We start from the raw sequence: 18,475 nt of genomic DNA, 5'->3' as shown, positions 1-18,475 counted from the left end.
ATGCACCAGCACATCACGTGTGTGTCAACGTGCGGCGAATCGCCGGCGCTGTGGAATGCGGCAGCAGACGGCTCGGATCGTCGGGGAGCAGAAGCTGAACGTGCGCCGATTCGTCGAATCGGTACGGCTGTGTCAGCACGATGCCGGCGAGGTGTTTGCGCAACCGCGACATCTCCGCGCGCACGGTGATGGCCCGGCCGTCGTCGCCGAACAGGTCCGCTGCCATCTGCGCGGCACTGCGCCCGGCTCTGTTGGTCGCGAGCAGATACAGAATTTCGGCGTGTCGGGGTGTGGGCTCGTGCGTCCACTCCCCGGCCTCGCTGCGGATCTGCACTCGTGCGCGTTGAGGCTGCCGAAGATCGAGCACCACGGTCGTCGTGCTGCCCGCCTCCGACGCGGTTGCGTCCGCGTGAGCGTCGGTCGGCCGCACCAACCAGCCACCCGGTAGCGGCTCGAAATCGCACATCCCGAGCGTCGGCAACCAGAACCGACCCGAGGCGAGTTCCTCGGGGAGAAGGATGCGGTTGCGCAGGGCAACGGACTCGACCGCAGCAACCCAGCCGTGCGAGTCGACAGCGAGCGCCGGGGACCGTAACCGAGCGAGCATCGGCGCGGCAACCGAACGCAATCGGTCCAGATTCTGTCGATGCTGTTCACGCAACTGCGATTCCGCGAGACGAGCGATGGCGTCCACCAGCGCCAGCGTGGTCGGATGCACCGTACTCGCGGGGCCACTGACATCGACTGCGCCGATGACGTGCCCGGTTCGCGGATCCTTGATGGGCGCGCCCGCGCAGGTCCACGGATGATGGCTTCGCACATAGTGTTCCGCCGAGAAGATCTGCACCGCGCGGCGCGAGACCAGCGCGGTACCGATGGCGTTGGTACCCACCGACTCCTCGGCCCAGTTCGCGCCTTCGACGAAACCCAGCCCGTCCGCGCGGTCGAGCACCGACGTCGTCCCGTTCCGCCACAGCACCCGGCCATGCCGGTCGGCGACCACCAGGATGTTGTCGCCGTCCTGGACCACGGATTCGAGCCCGTGGGCCAGGTCGTCGAGGATGTCGAACAGGCCCGATTCCCGACGGCTGAGCTCGAGGTCCGAGACGTCGATCTGCGGCGTGGCGACGCTGCGCTGCTCAGGGTCGATACCGAGAGTCTGCAGCCGTCGCCACGAGTCCCCGATCACCTCCCGCGGGCGAGCCGGCGACTTGCCGCCGGTCATCGTCGCGTCGTACACGGCAGTGAGAATCTGCGCGTAGCGGCGCGGGTCCTCGCCCGCCGCCAGCGCAGGTTCGGGACCTGTCGACGGTGTCATCACAGTCAATTGTGCTCCAGATCACTTCACGAGCGCAAAGGTGGGTCAGCGGAACACCAGGCCACCGTCGATGAGCGGTGCCTGACCAGTCATGTAGTCCGAATCCGGACCGGCCAGGTACGACACGAACGCCGCCACATCCTCCGGCGTCTGCGCCCGACCGAGAGCGATCCCGCCGACGAACTTGTCGTAGGTTTCGCCCTCGGCAGCACCGGTCAATTCGGCGAACCGCTTGTCGATGGTCACCCACATGTCCGTGCCGACCACACCGGGACAGTAAGCGTTGACGGTGATGCCATGGGAGGCATATTCCTTGGCTGCCGCCTGCGTCAGAGCGCGAACCGCGAACTTGGTGGCGCTGTACACGCCAAGCATCGCGAACCCGTCATGACCGGCAATGGAGGAGGCATTGATGATCTTGCCCTTGCATTCCAGCGCTTTGAACTTCGCTGCGGCAGCTTGAATTCCCCACAACACACCGTCGACGTTGACGGCCCAGATCTTCTTCGTATCCTCCGGTCGCACACATCATCGAGCGGGGCAACCTGGGCGATGCCGGCATTGTTGATCATCACATCGAACCCGCCGAGCTCGTTGTGGGCGTGCTCGACGGCGGCGAACACCTGAGCACGATCACTGACGTCTGCGGTGAATGTCGTTGCTGCTCGGCCCTTTTCTCGCACCTCCTCCGCGACCGACTCGATCTTGTCGTTGATGTCGACGAGTGCGATGTCGTGGCCGTCGGCAGCGAGTCGTAGCGCGATGCTGCGGCCGATCCCCTGGCCGGCTCCGGTGACGAGTACGACGCTCATGCTGTTGCTCCTTCGGACGGATCGACTAGAACCTTCATCTTCGTGCCCGCGTGCAGCGCCTCGAAACCGTCGTCGATGACCGACTCGAGCCCGATCTTGTCCACCCAGCCGGTCGTGTCGTACTTGCCCTGCGACATCAGCTCTATGACGGCCTCGTAATCGGCCGAGGTGTAGCACAGCGAACCCTGGATGCGAGATTCGTTCATCACGAGCTTCTGCAGCGGTGTGGTCAAAGGCTTCTCGTAGATCGCCACGCTGACGACGGGCTTGCGCGCACCGATGCACCCCAGGGCAGTCTCGACGGCAGGTTGCACTCCGGCGGCGTCGTAGATCGCGTCGGCGCCACGCCCGTCGGTCCGGTCGGCGATGTAGGCGGGAATGTCGACCGCCGTCGGATCGAGGGTCTTCGCGCCGAGCGCTTCGATCGAGGCACGGCGCGTCGGCGACGGCTCCACGACGTAGACGTCGTCCAGTCCCTTACCTCGAAGGGCGAACCACAGACCGATGCCGATCGGCCCGGCGCCGAACACCATCGCGGTGTCCTCGGGCTTCGGATCGCCCAGTGTCGCGGCATGGAAGGCCACCGACATCGGTTCGACGAGCGCGCCCAGTTCCAGCGAAACGTTCTCCGGGAGCTGGTGAATCATGTTCGTCGGGACGACGGTGTACTCGGCCATGCCGCCGTCGGACATCAGGCCGTGGAACCCGATCTGCTGGCAGATGTTGTAGTTGCCGGCGCGGCACGGCCCGCAGTGCCCGCAGCGATACAGCGGTTCGATTGCGACGCGATCGCCGACGCTCGTGCCCGTCACACCCTTGCCGACCTCGGTGACAGTGCCCGAGAACTCGTGGCCCAGCACCAGCGGCAACTGCTGGTGGGTCAGCGGATGCGGCTCGGTGGGGATGAAGATCGGTCCCGCGTAGTACTCGTGGAGATCTGTCCCGCAGATCCCGTTGAACCCGACCTTCACCTTCACCTCACCCGGGCCGGGGGTCGGTTCGGGCACGTCGGCGATCTCCACCTTGTTCGGGCCGTAATACACAGCTGCGCGCATCGCTTCACACTCCTGTTCGTTTGATGCGTCTATGTCTATGTGACCTGAGGCACAGGGCGCCAGGGTTGCAGGGCGTTGCATCGCGGGCCAAATGCAACCCCCCGCAACCCTGATATCGCGTTTGTGATCCAGCTCATAGTTACAGCGCCCAATCCCCGCTGCCCCAGGAGAGCCGATCATGACCACAACAGCAGGCGTCGAACGCGATCCAGATAATCATTCCGCGGGCTCCACTCCCGCCCCAGATAGTCATTCCGCGGGCTCCACTCCCGCCCCACAGGGTCATTCCGCACCCGGCCGAGCGGCGAAAGGCCACTGGTTCGCCTTCGGCGCGGCGAATCTCGCCGTCGTCGTGACGATTTCGCTCGCCACGTGGTATCTCCTCGCCGATCCCACAACCAGTCCGTGGAGCTTCTATCCGCTGCCCTTCAACGCAGCGCTCTTCTGGGCGATCCTGTTCATCGTCTTCATCGGATTCAACGGCGAATTCGCAGGATTCGACAAACTCGCCCAACCACTACGCGGGATCACCATCCTGGTAGCGACGGGCATCTTCGCTGTTGCGGTCACATGGCTTCTCGGCAGCGGACTCGGCTCGCTGTTTCCGGACTTCGCCGGCTCCCGCGAAGGCGGACTCGGCTACTTCGCCGGCGCACTCTTCGTCCTGTTCGGGTTCGCGACATGGGTGATGGTCGTTCTGAACTGGCAACACTGGCCATGGACCGCACTGGGGATGAAGCAGCCGTTGATCGGACTGTGCGAGATCGCGTTCGTCGCCGTCCCGACGCTGGCCCTGTACTTCGTGTTCGGTCTACCGTCCGTCTCGCTCTCGGCGACAGATCCGCTGATGACAGTCGACACGGTGCTCGGCTGGTTCTACTCGATGGTCGTCGCCGTCATCCTCACCGGCCAGACGCTCGACAATTGGCCATGGAAACTGTTCGGCGGTGGCGGCCGGACCGCACTCGCTGCAACCGTCGGGAACGTTCTTCTCGGGACCGCCATCTACTTCCTGATGGTTCCTTTCGCGAAGGTACTCCTCGGATCGACGGCAACCGCGGAGTTGGGCAGCGTCATCAATCAGTTCCCGGCGCAGATCGGCGTGTGCTGGGCGTTCTGGATGATTTTCTGGGCTCATGGGTTCGGGAACAGGTTCAGCCCGTCGATCCGCGCGGCGCTCACCTTCGCGCTGGCGGTGGGCACTTTCCTCTTCTACTACCACTTCGCCGCGGAACACATCCTGCACGAGCCCGAGGTGGCTACCGGCGTGCACGGCAACGCTCTCGGCTTCGTCGACTGGCTCGTGCTCTGGACGCTGATCTACGTCATCGGCTTTCAGTCGCTCGGCATGAGGAAGCTGTCTCCGGCTCTCGGTACATAGCCGCCCGTGGACCTAGCACCGTTTTTGCCGACCCTGCACATCGGTTCAGGTCATAGCGCATATGCGAGCTCGGCAAAAACGGTGCTAGGTCTTCAGGCATCCAATCCGGCGTGAGCCACGTCACGTGCAACCCACTGCAACTCTCGACCCAGCAGACGAGAAGGAGTGTGCTGGGTCACAGCACGTACACGAACGACGAGGGAGTAGGCATGACCCAGACCATGGAACCGGCGGCAGCCGCGAAATTCCAGACCCCACAGGAACGCGTCGATGCATGGTTGGCGGACTTCGAGGCAGCGCTCGCTGCCCGCGACCTCGACCGCGTCGCCGCCAAATTCGCCGTCGACAGCTTTTGGCGCGACCTGGTCACCTTCACGTGGAACCTCAAGACCGTCGAGGGCCGTGACGGCATCAAGGACATGCTCGGCGAGCGTCTCGACGAGACCGACCCGTCCGGCTTCCGCACCACCGAGACGCCCGACGAAGCCGACGGTGTCACGTCGGCATGGATCGAGTTCGAGACCGCCACCAGCCGCGGAAAAGGCCATCTGCGGTTGAAGGACGATCAGGCGTGGACCTTGTTGACCACGATGCAGGAGCTCAAGGGACACGAGGAACGCCAAGGCGCCACCCGCATCCAGGGCGCAGTGCACGGCTCCAACGCCGACACCCAGAACTGGGCGGAGAAACGTGAGATGGAGGAGAAAGAACTCGGCTACACCGTGCAGCCGTACGCGTTGATCGTCGGCGGCGGTCAGGGCGGGATCGCGCTGGGAGCACGCTTCCGCCAGCTCGGGGTACCGGCGATCGTCGTCGACCGCGGCAACCGCCCCGGCGATCAGTGGCGCGGGCGGTACAAGTCACTGTGCCTGCACGACCCCGTCTGGTACGACCATCTCCCCTACCTGCCGTTCCCGCCGAACTGGCCGGTGTTCGCGCCGAAGGACAAGATCGGCGACTGGCTCGAGATGTACACCAAGGTCATGGAGGTTCCCTACTGGACCCGCACCACGGCGAAGTCCGCTACCTACGACGAGGACGCGCAGGAGTGGACCGTCGTCCTCGACCGTGACGGCGAGGAAGTGATCCTCCGTCCGAAGCAGCTGGTGATGGCCACCGGAATGTCCGGCAAGAAGAACGTGCCGAACTTCCCCGGAATGGACGAGTTCGAGGGCGAGCAGCACCATTCGAGCGAGCACCCGGGTCCCGACGCCTATGTCGGCAAGAAGGTCGTCGTCGTCGGCTCCAACAACTCCGCGCACGACATCTGCAAGGCCCTCTACGAAACCGGCGTCGATGTGACGATGCTGCAGCGATCCTCCACGCACATCGTCAAGTCCGATTCGCTGTGCGAGATCGCGCTCGGCGATCTCTACTCCGAGCGGGCCGTGGAATCCGGCATGACGACTGCGAAAGCCGACCTGACGTTCGCCTCGCTGCCGTACCGCATCATGCACGAGTTCCAGATTCCCGTTTACCAGCAGATCGCCGAGAAGGACAAGGACTTCTACGACCGGCTCGAGAAGGCCGGATTCCAGCACGACTTCGGTGACGACGGCAGCGGCCTGTTCATGAAGTACCTGCGGCGCGGTTCGGGCTACTACATCGATGTCGGTGCATCCGAACTCGTGGCCGAGGGCAAGATCAAACTGGTCGGCGGCCAGGTGTCCCGGATCAGCAAGACAGGCGTCGTACTCGAAGACGGGACCGAGCTACCGGCCGACCTCATCGTCTACGCCACCGGCTACGGCTCGATGAACGGGTGGGTGGCGGATCTGATCGACCAGGAGACCGCAGACAAGGTCGGCAAGTGCTGGGGCCTCGGCTCGGACACCACGAAGGATCCTGGTCCGTGGGAAGGCGAGCAACGCAACATGTGGAAGCCGACGCAGCAGGAGAACCTGTGGTTCCACGGCGGCAACCTGCACCAGTCGCGGCACTACTCGCTCTACCTCGCGCTGCAGATCAAGGCCCGCTACGAGGGCATCGACACCCCCGTCTACGGGCTGCAGGAGGTCCACCACCTGAGGTAGCGGCTCCGCCGCATGTGAGTGGAAGTACATAGCCCGCTATGTACTTCCACTCACATGCGCGAAGCGCCTTCCCCCACGAAGGAAACGATGGCTCGATAACCTGGATTCGAGCCGGGGGAATTTTCGGACTCGAGGAGCACAGCGTGGTGCGTGAACAGATCGCTCGGTCGTGGCAGCGCTCTGCGTCGAGCGGTCTCGAGCCGGCGCATACGTTGGAGTCGGCGAGCCTGCGCGACGTCGACCGTCGAAGCCGTCTGCTCGCCGCCGCGAACCCCGTTCTCGATCGCATGGAAAACGTTCTCGACGGTTCCGGATACTGCGTGCTGCTGGCCGACCGGGATGCGCGACTCGTCGACCTGCGCTTCGGTACCCGCGAGCTACGGGACATCGTATTCGGTGTCGGCGCGGTCGTCGGTCGCTCGTTCACCGAGGAGGCGTCGGGCACCAATTCCATCGCCACCACCTTCGAACTGCGCACACCGCTGGCGGTACGCGGCGACGAGCACTACATCGAGTCGATGAAGCAGTTCAGTTGCTACGGCTACCCGCTGATCCACCCTGTCACCAAGCGCATCGAAGGCGTCCTCGACATCACCTTCTCGGCCCGCGAGGACAATCCGCTGCTTCTGCCGATACTCGCCCAATCAGCCCAGGACATCCAGGGTCGGCTGCTCGCGGAGACCCGCAGCGGTGAACAGCGGCTTTTCCATGCGTTTCAGCACGCATCGGCCAGGCGCCGCGGCGCCCCCGTCGTCGCGATCGCGGACGAGCTGCTGCTCGAGAACACCAGCGCCGCGCAACTCGTCGATGCCGTCGACCATGCCGCACTGCGATCACTCACCGACGACGCGGTGCGCCGCAGCGGCGTCGTCGACTCGCTCGCGTTGAACTCGGGCGTCCTGGTGACCGTCCGGTGGGAGCGGCCGGTTTCCGGCGCAGGGGTCGTCATCGAGATCGACGTTCGGCACCGCCCGGTTCGCCCGGCGGCGGCGGCGGCCCCCTCGGCGAAGCCACTGTGCGTGCTCGGCGAGCCAGGGACCGGCAAGTCCACCACCTTGGCCAGGTTGACTGCGGCCCGCGTGCCGCGGTGGTTCGACGCCGCGGACCTCGTCACTACCACGCCCGCCGCGTGGCTGACGGCGGTCGAGGACGCGGTGGGCGCCGGAGGCGACGTCGTGGTGGAGAACGTACACCTGACGGACGGCCCCGTCGCACATCGGCTGTTCGAACTGCTCGAATCGGCACAGGGATGGTTCGCGCTATCGGGTTCGACGCGCGATTCCACCGAGCCGGAGCATCGCCGTCTGCTGTCGCTGTGCGCCGACACCGTCGAACTGTCACCGCTGAGGTCACGTCGACACGAGATTCCCGATCTGGTTCGCGCGATGATGGCCGAGCTCGGGGCCCGCGCACACTTCACCGCGGGCGCGATGAGCGCACTGATCGATCACGACTGGCCCGGCAACATCGGCGAGCTCCGACGTGAGGTCACCGACGCGGCTGCGCGACGGTCGGTCGGCGATATCACCGAGCACGATCTCGTTCGACCCGGTAGCCGGTGCACCGCGCGGTCCTTGACTGCTCTCGACGCAGCGATGCGCGACGCCATCGTGCACGAGCTTGCCCGGTGCGGCGGCAACAAGGCCGCAACTGCGGACAGTCTGGGCATCAGCCGGACGACTCTCTACAAGCGGATGAAGCAGTTGAGCATCCAGGGTTAGAACGTCCAGTATCTGAACACTCCACACACGTGACCCGCGTCACTATCGATGCATACATCTCGATACAGCAATACATCAAGATAGGGACGCGATGAAGACAAAAGCAGCAGTTCTCTTCGAGGCACACAAGCCGTTCGAGATCCTCGAGCTCGAACTCGACGGCCCCGGCCCGGGCGAGGTATTGATCAAATACGTCGCCGCCGGCCTGTGCCACTCCGATCTCCATCTTCTCGACGGCGATCTGCCGCCCCGATTCCCGATCGTCGGTGGACACGAGGGCTCGGGCATCATCGAGGAGGTCGGCCCCGGCGTCACCAAGGTCGCGCCCGGGGACCACGTCGTCTGTTCGTTCATTCCCAACTGCGGCACCTGTCGCTACTGTTCTACGGGTCGACAAAACTTGTGCGACATGGGCGCAACGATTCTCGAGGGCTGCATGCCCGACGGCTCGTTCCGGCGTCGCGACGACAAGGGGACCGAGTTCGGCGCCATGTGCATGCTCGGCACGTTCGCCGAACGCGCGACGATTTCGCAGCATTCCGTCGTCAAGATCGACGACTGGCTGCCCCTCGAGACAGCGGTTCTCGTCGGCTGCGGCGTCCCGTCCGGATGGGGTACCTCCGTGTATGCAGGAGGGGTGCGGGCCGGTGATTCGGTGATCATCTACGGTATCGGCGGCCTCGGCATCAACGCCGTCCAGGGCGCCGTGCACGCCGGCGCGAAGCACGTACTCGTCGTCGATCCGTTGGAGTTCAAGCGAAATCAGGCGCTCAAATTCGGTGCGACACATGCCTTCGCTGACTACGAGTCCGCGCAGGAGAAGTTGACCGAGCTGACGTGGGGACAGGGCGCGGATCAGGCGCTGATCCTCGTCGGAACCGTCGACGAAGGTGTGGTGCAGGCAGCTACCGCCGCGATCGGCAAGGGCGGAACCGTCGTTCTCACCGGTCTCGCAGATCCCGAGGCGCTGACGGTGCATGTCTCCGGCACCGATCTGACGCTCAATCAGAAGACGATCAAGGGCACACTGTTCGGTTCGGCCAATCCGCAGTACGACATCGTGCGCCTACTGCGGCTCTACGATGCCGGCCAGCTCAAGCTCGACGAGCTGATCACCAACACCTACACGCTCGAACAGGTCAACGAGGGCTATCAGGATCTGCGAGACGGCAAGAACATGCGCGGGGTGATTCACCTGTAGGCGCTGCGCGCATGTGAGTGGAAATACGTGTCCCACTATGTATTTCCACGCACATGCGGCGAGGCCGCCTAGAGGTACTTCTTGAGCTCCATCTTCGCGATCGCCATCTTGTGCACCTCGTCCGGCCCGTCTGCGAGCCTGAGCGTGCGGATGTGGGCGTACATCATCGCCAGCGGGAAGTCGTTGCTCACCCCGCCGCCGCCGTGTACCTGGATCGCACGGTCGATCACCTTCAGTGCCATTTCGGGGGCCGCGACCTTGATCGCGGCGATCTCGGTGCGCGCCTCCTTGTTGCCGACCGTGTCCATCAGGTAGGCAGCCTTGAGGGTGAGAAGACGTGTCTTCTCGATATCGATGCGAGCCTCGGCGATCCAGTCCTGAATGTTGGACCGGGTCGCGATCGGCTTGCCGAAGGTGGTGCGAGCAACCGCTCGACGACACATCAGTTCCAGTGCCCGCTCGGCGACACCGATCGTCCGCATCGCGTGGTGGATTCGTCCGGGCCCGAGCCGCGCCTGGCTGATGGCGAAGCCTTCGCCCGGCCCCTTCAGCACGTCCTTCGACGGCACGCGAACGTCCTCGAAGAGCACCTCGGCGTGGCCTTCGCGATCGATGTAGCCGAACACCGGAAGATTGCGCAGAATCGTCACACCGGGTGCGTCGATCGGGACGACCAGCATCGATTGCTGCTTGTGCGTCGCCGCGTCCAGGTCGGTCTTGCCCATCACGATGAGCACCTTGCAGTTCTGGTGCATCGCGTTCGAGGTCCACCACTTGCGACCGTTGAGCACGTAGTCGTCGCCGTCACGCACCATGCTCATCTCGACGTTCGTCGCATCCGAACTCGCGACACCGGGTTCGGTCATCGCAAACGCAGAACGAATGGTGCCGTCCAACAGCGGCTTCAGATACTTTTCCTTGTGCTCATCGGTGCCGAAGAGCGTGAACACTTCCATGTTCCCGGTGTCGGGGGCGGCGCAGTTGCACGCTTCCGAGGCAATGTGACTGCGTCCCATGATCTCCGCGAGTGGGGCGTATTCGAGGTTCGTCAACCCCGGGCCCCACTCGGGGTGCGGGTGGAATAGGTTCCACAACCCGCGAGACTTGGCTTCCTTCTTCAGATCCTCGATGATCTGGGGTTGACCGTGCGGATCACCCAGCTCACGCATCTGCTCCTCGTACACCGACTCCGCTGGATAGATGTGCGAGTCCATGAACTCGAGCAGATCGGCCTGATACTTCTTGCCGCGGTCGGTTGTTTCGAAGAACGACACGTGATTTCTCTCCTCAGTTCGATTCGCCCAGAAGGGCTTTCTGGTAGCGGCGCATGCCGCGCAGCCACCGGTCGTAATCCGCACCCTTGTTTCGGTACATGTCCAGAACGTTCGCGTGCGGCAGGATGAGGAACTGTTCGGCGTCCATCGCCGCGAGCACGATCTCGGCGACGTCGGCGGGTTCGAGTACGTCTCCCGCGGAGAGCACCGCCTTGGTCGCGGCTGCGCCCAGGGCGCTCCCCGATTCCTGGCCCGCATAGAGCAGCTTGGTGTTCACTCCCATCGGGCACAGGCAGCTGACCCTGATCCCCCTGTCGCCGTAGGTGACATTGAGCCACTCGCTGAAGCCGACGGCCGCGTGCTTGGTGGTCGCGTAGGTGGCCGAGCCGATCTGAGTGAGCAGACCGGCGGCAGAGGCGGTACTGACGAAGTAGCCCTCGCCCCGTTCGAGCCACTTGGGAACCAACTGCTGCGCCGCCCTGATATGTGCGCGGAGATTGACCTCGATCGAGAGATCCCAGTCGGCTTCGGATGCTTCGAGCCCGGGCGCCCCGCTGATGCCCGCGTTGGCGAAAAAGAGATCGACCGGCCCGTACGTGTCCTCGGCGAGCGCGATGAGCGCGGAGATGTCCTCGCTTTTCGACGCATCCCCACCGAGCGAGACGGCCGCGCCGGGACTGGTCGCGTCGATGCGCGTGACGACCTCCGAGGCCGACGTCGGATTCAGATCCGACACCACCACTCGGGCGCCCTGCGCGACGAGGCGTTCGGCAAGCGCTCCGCCGATCCCCCCGCCTCCACCGGTGACCACGGCAACCTTGCCTGTAACCTTCATCACCCAGGTATAGCGCACGACAAGAAACTGACCTCATCCGGGCAGCGTGTTCGCGCCGCTGAACGGGAGCCTCGTGGCACGCCGAACCGAACTCTCTGACAGTATTTCCAAGCGTGATACTGCAGCGTCTACGCCGAACAGTCGACGACGTCGCGCGCAGGCTCGGCCGCACCATCGACTCGCTGAACGAGCAGGCCCTGACTTTCGACTCTGCCCACGGGTGGTTTCTCAGCGCCGAGGAGCGCGGAAACCCGGACACCCGCATTTCGGCGTGGACCGAGAACAACCGGGTCACTCCCCTGGTGCACGGCAAACCGTACTTCGAGGCACTCGAACGCGCGGTTCGGTCGGCCGGTGACGGCGATCTCGTCCTGTTCACCGATTGGCGCGGCGACCCCGAGCAGTACCTCACCGACGGAGTCACGGTCGAGGACGCCCTCACCGATGCCGCCACGCGCGGCGCGACGGTCAAAGGCATGGTGTGGCGCTCGCACATCAAGACGCTCGGATACACGGGCCCCAAGAATCGCAAGCTGGCCCAGCGGCTCGAGGACGCCGGGGGCGAGGCGATCCTCGATCAACGTGTCTTGACCTTGGGCAGCCATCACCAGAAGTTCGTCGTCGTCCGCTATCGAGACGATACGAAAACCGATCTGGCGTTCGTCGGCGGCATCGACCTCGCGCGTGCGCGGCGCGACGACGCCAACCATTTCGGTGATCCCGTGAGCCGACCGTTTCCGCCCGAGTACGGCGAGACCCCGGCGTGGCACGACATGCAGGTCCAGATCGAGGGCCCCGCCGTCCGCGACGTCGAGGACGTGTTCCGGGAACGCTGGGACGACCCGGCGGCGCTCTCGCGGCTGCCGTGGCATGTGCTCTCCGATGTGCTCCGCGGAGTCTCGTCCGAGCGCACTCCGATACCGCTGCAGGGCGCCGACCCGGCGAATGCAGGGACCTGCGCGGTACAACTGCTGCGCACCTACCCCCGACGGCATCCGGCCTACCCCTTCGCGACGAAGGGTGAGTTCAGTGCCGCCAGGGCGTACGCGAAGGCGCTGCGCCGTGCCCGCCGCCTCATTTACGTCGAGGACCAGTATCTCTGGTCGGTGGATGTTGCTCGGGTGTTCGCGGCTGCTCTGCGGCGGTCGCCGGATCTGCGTCTGATCGTCGTGGTGCCGAAGTATCTCGACGACGACAGCCCCATCACGATTCCGCCGGCGCTGCTCGGCCACTCGGCCGCGTTGGACGTCATTCGTGACGCCGGCGAGGACCGCGTGCTCGTGCTGGACCTCGAGAACGACCGCGGCATTCCGGTGTACGTGCACTCGAAGGTGTGCATCGTCGACGACGTCTGGGCAGCAGTCGGTTCCGACAACTTCAACCGTCGCTCGTGGACACACGATTCAGAACTGACCGCGGCCATGGTCGACGAACAACGCGACGAGCGCACGCCCGCCGATCCGGGTGGTCTCGGCGACGGCGCGCGAGTCTTCGCCCGTGAACTTCGACTCGAACTTGCCCGCGAGCACCTCGGGCGCGCGGAGGGCGAGGACGACGACCTGATCGACCCGGCATCGTTCTTCGATGCGGTCCGGGCCAGTGTGACGCGGCTCGACGAGTGGCATCGGGCGCCGGGGGCCGCGCCGCGACCACCCGGCAGACTGAGGCAACACAACATCGTCGTGCCGCCTCAGTGGCAGCAGCGGATGGCCGCTGTGGTGTACCGAAAGTTCATCGATCCCGACGGCCGGCCCCTTCGCATGCGGCTGAGGCGAAGATTCTGACTGGCCGGCGTTGCGGGCGAAACCGGTCAGGACAGGGCTGATACGACCCGGTCCGCGAGTGGCTTCGTCGATGCTGGGTTCTGCCCTGTGTAGAGGTTGCGATCGACGACGATGTGCGGTCCCCATGCCGCGCCACTCGAGAACTTCGCACCCGATTCCCGCAGCCGGGTTTCGAGCAGCCAGGGCGCGACATCGGCAAGGCCCGCCTGGGTCTCCTCCTCGTCGGTGAAGCCTGTCAGCTCGTAGCCGTCGAACGCCCACGCTCCGTCCGATCGCCTCGCGGGGAGCAAGGCGGCCGGTGCGTGGCACACCGTCGACACCAGCTTGCCGCCGTCGAGGAAGTCCGAGACCAAGGCACCGAACTGGCTGGACACCGCGAGATCCTCCATCGGCCCGTGCCCTCCCGGAACGAAGATGGCGTCGAAGTCGGCAGCCTTCTGCTCCTCGAGTGCCAGGGGCTTCTGCAGAGTCGACTCGATCGAGGCGAGGTACTCCTTCTGGTCGGCGACTTTCGCTTCGTCGCCTCCGTTCGCGTCGACGGAGAGCGATCCCTCGTCGACGACCGGCGCTTTGCCGCCCGGGGTGGCGACGACGACGTCGAATCCGGCTTCGATGAACGTGCGGTGCGATTCGACGAGTTCCTCCGCCCAGAATCCCGTCGGATGCTTCGATCCATCCTTCAGTGTCCAGTGGTCAGCGGCTGTCACAGCGAAAAGTAGTTTTGTCATCCCGGTTGCATGCCCCGTCACGGCCTCGCGCAATCGTCCCCTGGTCGCCACGCCCGCGAGGAGAGCAGCCGCATCCCGTTCAACGCGACGAGCACCGTAGAACTTTCGTGCCCGGCCACGCCGATGGGCAGTGGGAGGTGTCCGAGGAGGTCCCACGTGACCAGCACGACTATGAACGTGGCTGCGATGACGAGGTTGGCCACCACGATTCGGTGGGCGCGGCGGGAGAGCTCGATCACAGACGCGATGCTGCTGAGATCATCGCGAATCAGCACTGCGTCGGCGGTGTCGAGCGCCAGATCCGAGCCCTTTCGGCCCATCGCGAATCCGGTATCCGCTGCGGCCAGTGCCGGGGCATCGTTGACGCCGTCGCCGACGAGGAGCACGTGTTCGTCCATCTCGCTCACCGCGCTCGCCTTCTCGTGCGGCAGCAGCCCGGCCCGGACGTCGACGATGCCCGTCTCTCTCGCCACCGCGTGCGCGGCCCGAGAATTGTCGCCGGTGAGTAGGACGGTTCCGTTGCCGGTGACGGTTTCCAGCTCGGCGACGGCCCGTGCTGCATCGACTCGAACCGTATCGACCAGCCCGATCAGTCCCGCGACTTCGTCTGCGATGGTGACAACGACCACCGTCATTGCGGCGGACTCGAGCGTCTCGATGATCGCGTGCTGATCCTTTTCCCGCGCGGTCGGCTTGGCGACGGCCACCATGTGTCCTTCGATGCGGGCCCGCACACCCGAGCCGGGTGCGGACTCGAAGTCCGAGGCAGTCGGGACGTTCAGTTCGCGCCTGCGCGCGGCGAGGGCGATGGCCGCACCGATCGGATGCTCGCTGCCGTGCTCGACGGCCGCGGCGAGTCGGAGCACCTCGCTTTCGTCTCGGGTGTCGAACGCGACGATCCGCTCGACGTGCGGGACGCCCTCGGTCAGCGTGCCGGTCTTGTCGAACGCGACCACCGATGTCCGACGCAATTGCTCCATCACCACTGCCGATTTCACCAGGACTCCGTGCCTGCCCGCAGTGGCCATCGCGGCGAGCAGCGGAGGCATCGTCGCGAGCACGACGGCGCAGGGCGAGGCGACGATCATGAACGTCATCGCCCGCAGCAGCGCCGATTGCAGTTCGCTCCCGAACGCCATCGGAATCCCGAAGATCGCCGCGGTGGCGCCGACGATGGTCTTGGAGTAGTACTGCTCGACCTTGTCGATGAACAGCTGCTTCTTGGCCTTGGTGGCCGAGGCGTGCTCGACCGTCGCGACGATGCGGGCGAGAACGGTGTTCGACGGGTCGACGTCGATCCGCACCCGCAACGCCCCGGTGCCGTTGATGGTGCCCGCGAACACCTCGTCGCCGACGCTTCGGTAGACCGGAATCGGCTCCCCGGTGATCGAGGCCTGGTCGACGTCGCTGTGGCCTTCGACGACAGTCCCCTCTCCCGCGATGCGCTCGCCTGGACGCACGAGAACCACGTCACCGGGGCGCAGCGAGGTGGCATCGACCTGTTGCTCGTCGCCGTTCTCCGCGACAATTACGGCGGTCTCCGGGGTGAGATCGAGGAGGCTGCGAATCGAGTCGGAGGTGCGCTTCGTCAGTACCGCCTCGAGGGCTCCGGATGTCGCGAAGATGACGATGAGCAGAGCACCGTCGAAGATCTGCCCGATTGCTGCGGCGCCGATTGCCGCGACGATCATCAGGAGGTCGACGTCGAGTGCCCTGTTTCGCAGAGCGCGAATGCCCTCGAGCGCAGGCTCCCAACCTCCGGTGATGTAGCACGCGAGGTAGAGGGTCCAGTACATCCAGGTCGGGGCGGGTGAGAGCTGGACCAGCAACCCGAGGACGAACAGCGCGGTCGCCGCGGACGCCCAGCGAACCTCCGGTACGGCGAGCAACGTGGTTCTGTCGCTGCCGATGGTCCGTCCGGGGAGCGTCTGGGGAAGTACGGTCGTCATCTGTACATGATTACATGAAGAGCTATACATGTGTACATTAGCTATAGTTGTGGCATGGGACACACGGTCGACGGACGCACCACGCCGCCGGCGCAGCTCGACGCAGACTCCGCAGCGACCGTCGCCGCCACGCTTCAAGCCCTGGCAACACCGAGCCGGCTTCGCATTCTCACGCAATTGCGCCAGGGTCCCAGCGGCGTCAACGACCTCGCCGACGCCGTAGAGATGGAACAGTCAGCGGTGTCCCATCAACTCCGGCTGCTGCGCGCAATGGGCCTCGTGACGGGCACCCGGTCAGGGCGAAGCGTCATCTACAGCCTCTACGACAACCACGTTGCGATGCTTCTGGACGAGGCCGTCTATCACATCGAACATCTCGGGCTGAGCGCCCCAGACCTCAGCTGACGAGCGGCGCAGCTACTCCCCAGTGAAAAGCAGCAGGGTGTCGCGAACGCACCGCTCGACGAACTCGTCGGTGACCTCGCGGCCACTGACGAGAAGTCGGAAGTACATTGGTGCAACCAGACTTTCGATGACATCATCGGAATCGATATCGGCGCCGATCTCGCTGCGCTGCTGCCCCTGCTCGACGATGTCACGGGCGAGTTCGAATCGCGCGGCGTAGAACGCTGTGCGCGCCTCGTCGATCTCGGGGTCGCCCGAAAGGGCGTACACCGCGCGCAACAGCCGACGTACCTCGGGCCGGGAGATCAGCAACGCCACCTGTTTTGCGAGCACCGTGAGATCCTCGGCCAGACTCCCGGTCCGCGGGGGCGGATTGTTGGCCGAGGCCAGCTTCATCACTGCTTCGCTGACCACCCCGGTGCGACTACCCCAGCGGCGGTAGACCGTCGTCTCGGCCACGTTCGCGCGAGCCGCGATGTCGGCGACCGAAATGGTCTCGATCTCGCGCTCGGTCAGCAGAGCGAGGGTGGCACTGAGCACCTGCTCCTGGACGCGCGCACTACGCCCACCCGGCCGCTTCGACCTCGATCGCGGCTCGCCGGATTCGGCGCGCTCCGAGGTCGGGACGTCCGCAGTCCGGGCGTTCGGGTCCGGCTCCGCGCCGGTTTCGGTCGGTACCATCGCGTGAAGGATACCGCCTGTCTCGTTTTTGGGTGATTTCCCCGTTAATGCTAGCCATATTGGCCTTAAGGCTATTATGAACAACACATCGAGCAGGAGCCGTGCCTTCGCCGAACAGGCGAAGACTCCAGCTCGGCTCAATGGGCTCAATGGGACGGAGCGGGCATGATCACACTCATACCGCCGACATTCGGGACCGGGCGGCGCGGGACAACAGCGCCACACCCGAGCGCGAAGCCACACGCGAGCACGAACCCATCCACGTTCCTCGGCGTCCGGACCAGACGGCTGATCGCGGCATCGACCGCGAACGCCTCGGTCATCGGCGCCATAGCCCTGACAGACAGCCACGCGTTCGTCGAAGGCGGCGCATGGGTAGTGGTAGCGATCCTCGTACTGAACTCAGTGCTGGCCGCGGCCTGGATGGTCGTCGAAGTGCGCCGATGCTCGCGGACCGCAGTGCTCTTCGCCGTCTGGGCAGAAGCGGCAATCGTGGCAATTCTGCTGCTCCTGGCATCGCCATCGGAGGCGCTCATCGCTGCTCCCCTACTGATGGCGCCGGGTTTCTACCTGCTGCTCGCGCTGGGCCAGAGAAGCCTGGCAGTGCACAGCGGAGTGGTCCTCGCGACGGTGGCGGTGCTCACGCTGGCAGCGCTCGAGGACGGCACCGAATCCGTCACGACCATTCTCGTCCGGGCACAGATCGTGTTGACCGTTGCACTGGGCGGGCCAGCATCGCTGCAGGCGCTGTGGTCGCGGATGATCCGACAGTCCCAGCTGGCACGCCGGGATGCTCTCACCGGCCTGTACAACCGGCGCGGGCTCGCCGACGGACTCGACGACCTCGCCAGCGGATTGATACATCTCGGTGGCGCGGCCTCGACCGTCGCAGCCGTGGTGGTGGACATCGACTCCTTCAAATCGGTCAACGACAATTACGGCCACGCTGCCGGAGACACCGTTCTCGCCGAGGTGGCGCAACAACTGACTCGCCACGCTGGACCGGACGCGATCGTGGCGCGCACCGGAGGCGAGGAGTTCACCGCAATCGTGACCGGGTCGCGCACCAGTGTGAACCAGATCGTGGCATCCTTCCCGACCTTCGTGGCGCCGCGAGCGGACATACCGCCGGTCACTTTCAGTGTCGGTGCTGCGATTCTGCCGTCAGGCTCCGCGCCCCCGAGCACCGAGCAGATGCTCGACGCGATCCGCGACGCGGACGTCGCCATGTACGAGGCGAAACGCAACGGCGGCGGCACCGTATCCGTCGCCACGAATGCGGTACGACCGCGCTGAGC

The 18,475-nt window shown here is 65.0% G+C and carries 14 protein-coding genes and 1 pseudogene; 7 read left to right on the top strand and 8 right to left on the bottom strand.

Translation table 11 applies throughout. The features are described 5' to 3' along the window. Window positions 1-13 precede the first annotated feature (13 nt). The 3 genes and pseudogenes from J1M86_RS05420 to J1M86_RS05410 form a co-directional block, all read right to left on the bottom strand. A complete protein-coding gene (locus J1M86_RS05420) occupies window positions 14-1,318 on the bottom strand; it encodes a GAF domain-containing protein (protein WP_206509077.1) in 1,305 nt (434 codons plus the stop codon). Window positions 1,319-1,363: 45 nt separating this feature from the next. Further along, window positions 1,364-2,130, bottom strand: a pseudogene (locus J1M86_RS05415) (acetoin reductase). Continuing rightward, window positions 2,127-3,185, bottom strand: a complete 1,059-nt coding sequence (locus J1M86_RS05410) for a 2,3-butanediol dehydrogenase (RefSeq protein WP_206509076.1) — start codon at window positions 3,183-3,185, stop codon at window positions 2,127-2,129. The pseudogene J1M86_RS05415 and the gene J1M86_RS05410 overlap by 4 nt, the downstream one beginning before the upstream one ends. Window positions 3,186-3,363: 178 nt before the next feature. Here J1M86_RS05410 and J1M86_RS05400 point away from each other — a divergent pair, with 178 nt between their 5' ends. The 4 genes from J1M86_RS05400 to J1M86_RS05385 all read left to right on the top strand — a co-directional run bounded on the left by J1M86_RS05400 (window position 3,364) and on the right by J1M86_RS05385 (window position 9,521). Then, complete coding sequence (locus J1M86_RS05400; RefSeq protein ID WP_241259561.1) at window positions 3,364-4,566, top strand: hypothetical protein; 1,203 nt, start codon at window positions 3,364-3,366, stop codon at window positions 4,564-4,566. Window positions 4,567-4,775: 209 nt separating this feature from the next. Continuing rightward, on the top strand, window positions 4,776-6,599 hold the full coding sequence (locus J1M86_RS05395) for an NAD(P)/FAD-dependent oxidoreductase (protein ID WP_075840269.1): 1,824 nt from the start codon (window positions 4,776-4,778) through the stop codon (window positions 6,597-6,599). Between the two features lie 146 nt (window positions 6,600-6,745). Next, entirely contained in the window at window positions 6,746-8,320 is a 1,575-nt protein-coding gene (locus tag J1M86_RS26810; RefSeq protein ID WP_241259560.1) for a helix-turn-helix domain-containing protein, read from the top strand. Window positions 8,321-8,411: 91 nt separating this feature from the next. After that, window positions 8,412-9,521 carry an NDMA-dependent alcohol dehydrogenase gene (locus J1M86_RS05385; RefSeq protein WP_206509074.1) on the top strand — a complete coding sequence of 370 codons (1,110 nt, stop codon included), beginning with the start codon at window positions 8,412-8,414 and terminating at the stop codon, window positions 9,519-9,521. A 68-nt stretch (window positions 9,522-9,589) separates the two neighbouring features. On the opposite strand, the gene J1M86_RS05380 is transcribed toward J1M86_RS05385, so the two are convergent. Together J1M86_RS05380 and J1M86_RS05375 are read right to left on the bottom strand one after the other, a co-directional pair. Continuing rightward, a complete protein-coding gene (locus tag J1M86_RS05380; protein WP_206509073.1) occupies window positions 9,590-10,795 on the bottom strand; it encodes an acyl-CoA dehydrogenase family protein in 1,206 nt (401 codons plus the stop codon). A gap of 13 nt (window positions 10,796-10,808) precedes the next feature. Beyond that, the gene (locus J1M86_RS05375; protein ID WP_075838012.1) at window positions 10,809-11,630 is read right to left on the bottom strand and encodes an SDR family oxidoreductase; all 822 of its coding nucleotides are present in this window, start codon (window positions 11,628-11,630) and stop codon (window positions 10,809-10,811) included. A 113-nt stretch (window positions 11,631-11,743) separates the two neighbouring features. Between J1M86_RS05375 and J1M86_RS05370 the strand changes: the two genes are divergently transcribed. Continuing rightward, complete coding sequence (locus J1M86_RS05370) at window positions 11,744-13,414, top strand: phospholipase D family protein (RefSeq protein ID WP_206509072.1); 1,671 nt, start codon at window positions 11,744-11,746, stop codon at window positions 13,412-13,414. A 26-nt stretch (window positions 13,415-13,440) separates the two neighbouring features. On the opposite strand, the gene J1M86_RS05365 is transcribed toward J1M86_RS05370, so the two are convergent. Both J1M86_RS05365 and J1M86_RS05360 read right to left on the bottom strand, forming a co-directional pair. Beyond that, complete coding sequence (locus tag J1M86_RS05365; protein ID WP_206509071.1) at window positions 13,441-14,142, bottom strand: type 1 glutamine amidotransferase domain-containing protein; 702 nt, start codon at window positions 14,140-14,142, stop codon at window positions 13,441-13,443. A gap of 17 nt (window positions 14,143-14,159) precedes the next feature. Beyond that, the gene (locus tag J1M86_RS05360; protein ID WP_206509070.1) at window positions 14,160-16,091 is read right to left on the bottom strand and encodes a heavy metal translocating P-type ATPase; all 1,932 of its coding nucleotides are present in this window, start codon (window positions 16,089-16,091) and stop codon (window positions 14,160-14,162) included. A gap of 54 nt (window positions 16,092-16,145) precedes the next feature. Between J1M86_RS05360 and J1M86_RS05355 the strand changes: the two genes are divergently transcribed. Beyond that, on the top strand, window positions 16,146-16,496 hold the full coding sequence (locus tag J1M86_RS05355) for a metalloregulator ArsR/SmtB family transcription factor (RefSeq protein ID WP_075838013.1): 351 nt from the start codon (window positions 16,146-16,148) through the stop codon (window positions 16,494-16,496). 12 nt (window positions 16,497-16,508) lie between these two features. On the opposite strand, the gene J1M86_RS05350 is transcribed toward J1M86_RS05355, so the two are convergent. Beyond that, the gene (locus J1M86_RS05350; RefSeq protein WP_206509069.1) at window positions 16,509-17,177 is read right to left on the bottom strand and encodes a TetR/AcrR family transcriptional regulator; all 669 of its coding nucleotides are present in this window, start codon (window positions 17,175-17,177) and stop codon (window positions 16,509-16,511) included. Between the two features lie 165 nt (window positions 17,178-17,342). On the opposite strand from J1M86_RS05350, the gene J1M86_RS05345 reads away from it, so the two are divergent. After that, window positions 17,343-18,473 (top strand): diguanylate cyclase, encoded by a 1,131-nt coding sequence (locus J1M86_RS05345; protein WP_206509068.1) that lies wholly within the window; start codon window positions 17,343-17,345, stop codon window positions 18,471-18,473. Window positions 18,474-18,475: the final 2 nt, after the last annotated feature.

The sequence above is a fragment of the Rhodococcus sp. KRD197 genome (assembly GCF_017168235.1).
Lineage (GTDB): Bacteria > Actinomycetota > Actinomycetes > Mycobacteriales > Mycobacteriaceae > Rhodococcoides.
The sequence above is the reverse complement of the archived record's forward strand: the minus strand, read 5'-3'. Positions and strand labels throughout refer to the sequence as shown.

Excerpts from the sequence above, each read along its gene's own strand:
- J1M86_RS05420 (WP_206509077.1), bottom strand. The coding sequence starts at position 1,318 with ATGACACCGTCGACAGGTCCCGAACCTGCGCTGGCGGCGGGCGAGGAC.
- J1M86_RS05410 (WP_206509076.1), bottom strand. The coding sequence starts at position 3,185 with ATGCGCGCAGCTGTGTATTACGGCCCGAACAAGGTGGAGATCGCCGAC.
- J1M86_RS05400 (WP_241259561.1), top strand. The coding sequence starts at position 3,364 with ATGACCACAACAGCAGGCGTCGAACGCGATCCAGATAATCATTCCGCG.
- J1M86_RS05395 (WP_075840269.1), top strand. The coding sequence starts at position 4,776 with ATGACCCAGACCATGGAACCGGCGGCAGCCGCGAAATTCCAGACCCCA.
- J1M86_RS05385 (WP_206509074.1), top strand. The coding sequence starts at position 8,412 with ATGAAGACAAAAGCAGCAGTTCTCTTCGAGGCACACAAGCCGTTCGAG.
- J1M86_RS05375 (WP_075838012.1), bottom strand. The coding sequence starts at position 11,630 with ATGAAGGTTACAGGCAAGGTTGCCGTGGTCACCGGTGGAGGCGGGGGG.
- J1M86_RS05365 (WP_206509071.1), bottom strand. The coding sequence starts at position 14,142 with ATGACAAAACTACTTTTCGCTGTGACAGCCGCTGACCACTGGACACTG.
- J1M86_RS05360 (WP_206509070.1), bottom strand. The coding sequence starts at position 16,091 with ATGACGACCGTACTTCCCCAGACGCTCCCCGGACGGACCATCGGCAGC.
- J1M86_RS05355 (WP_075838013.1), top strand. The coding sequence starts at position 16,146 with ATGGGACACACGGTCGACGGACGCACCACGCCGCCGGCGCAGCTCGAC.
- J1M86_RS05350 (WP_206509069.1), bottom strand. The coding sequence starts at position 17,177 with ATGGTACCGACCGAAACCGGCGCGGAGCCGGACCCGAACGCCCGGACT.
- J1M86_RS05345 (WP_206509068.1), top strand. The coding sequence starts at position 17,343 with ATGATCACACTCATACCGCCGACATTCGGGACCGGGCGGCGCGGGACA.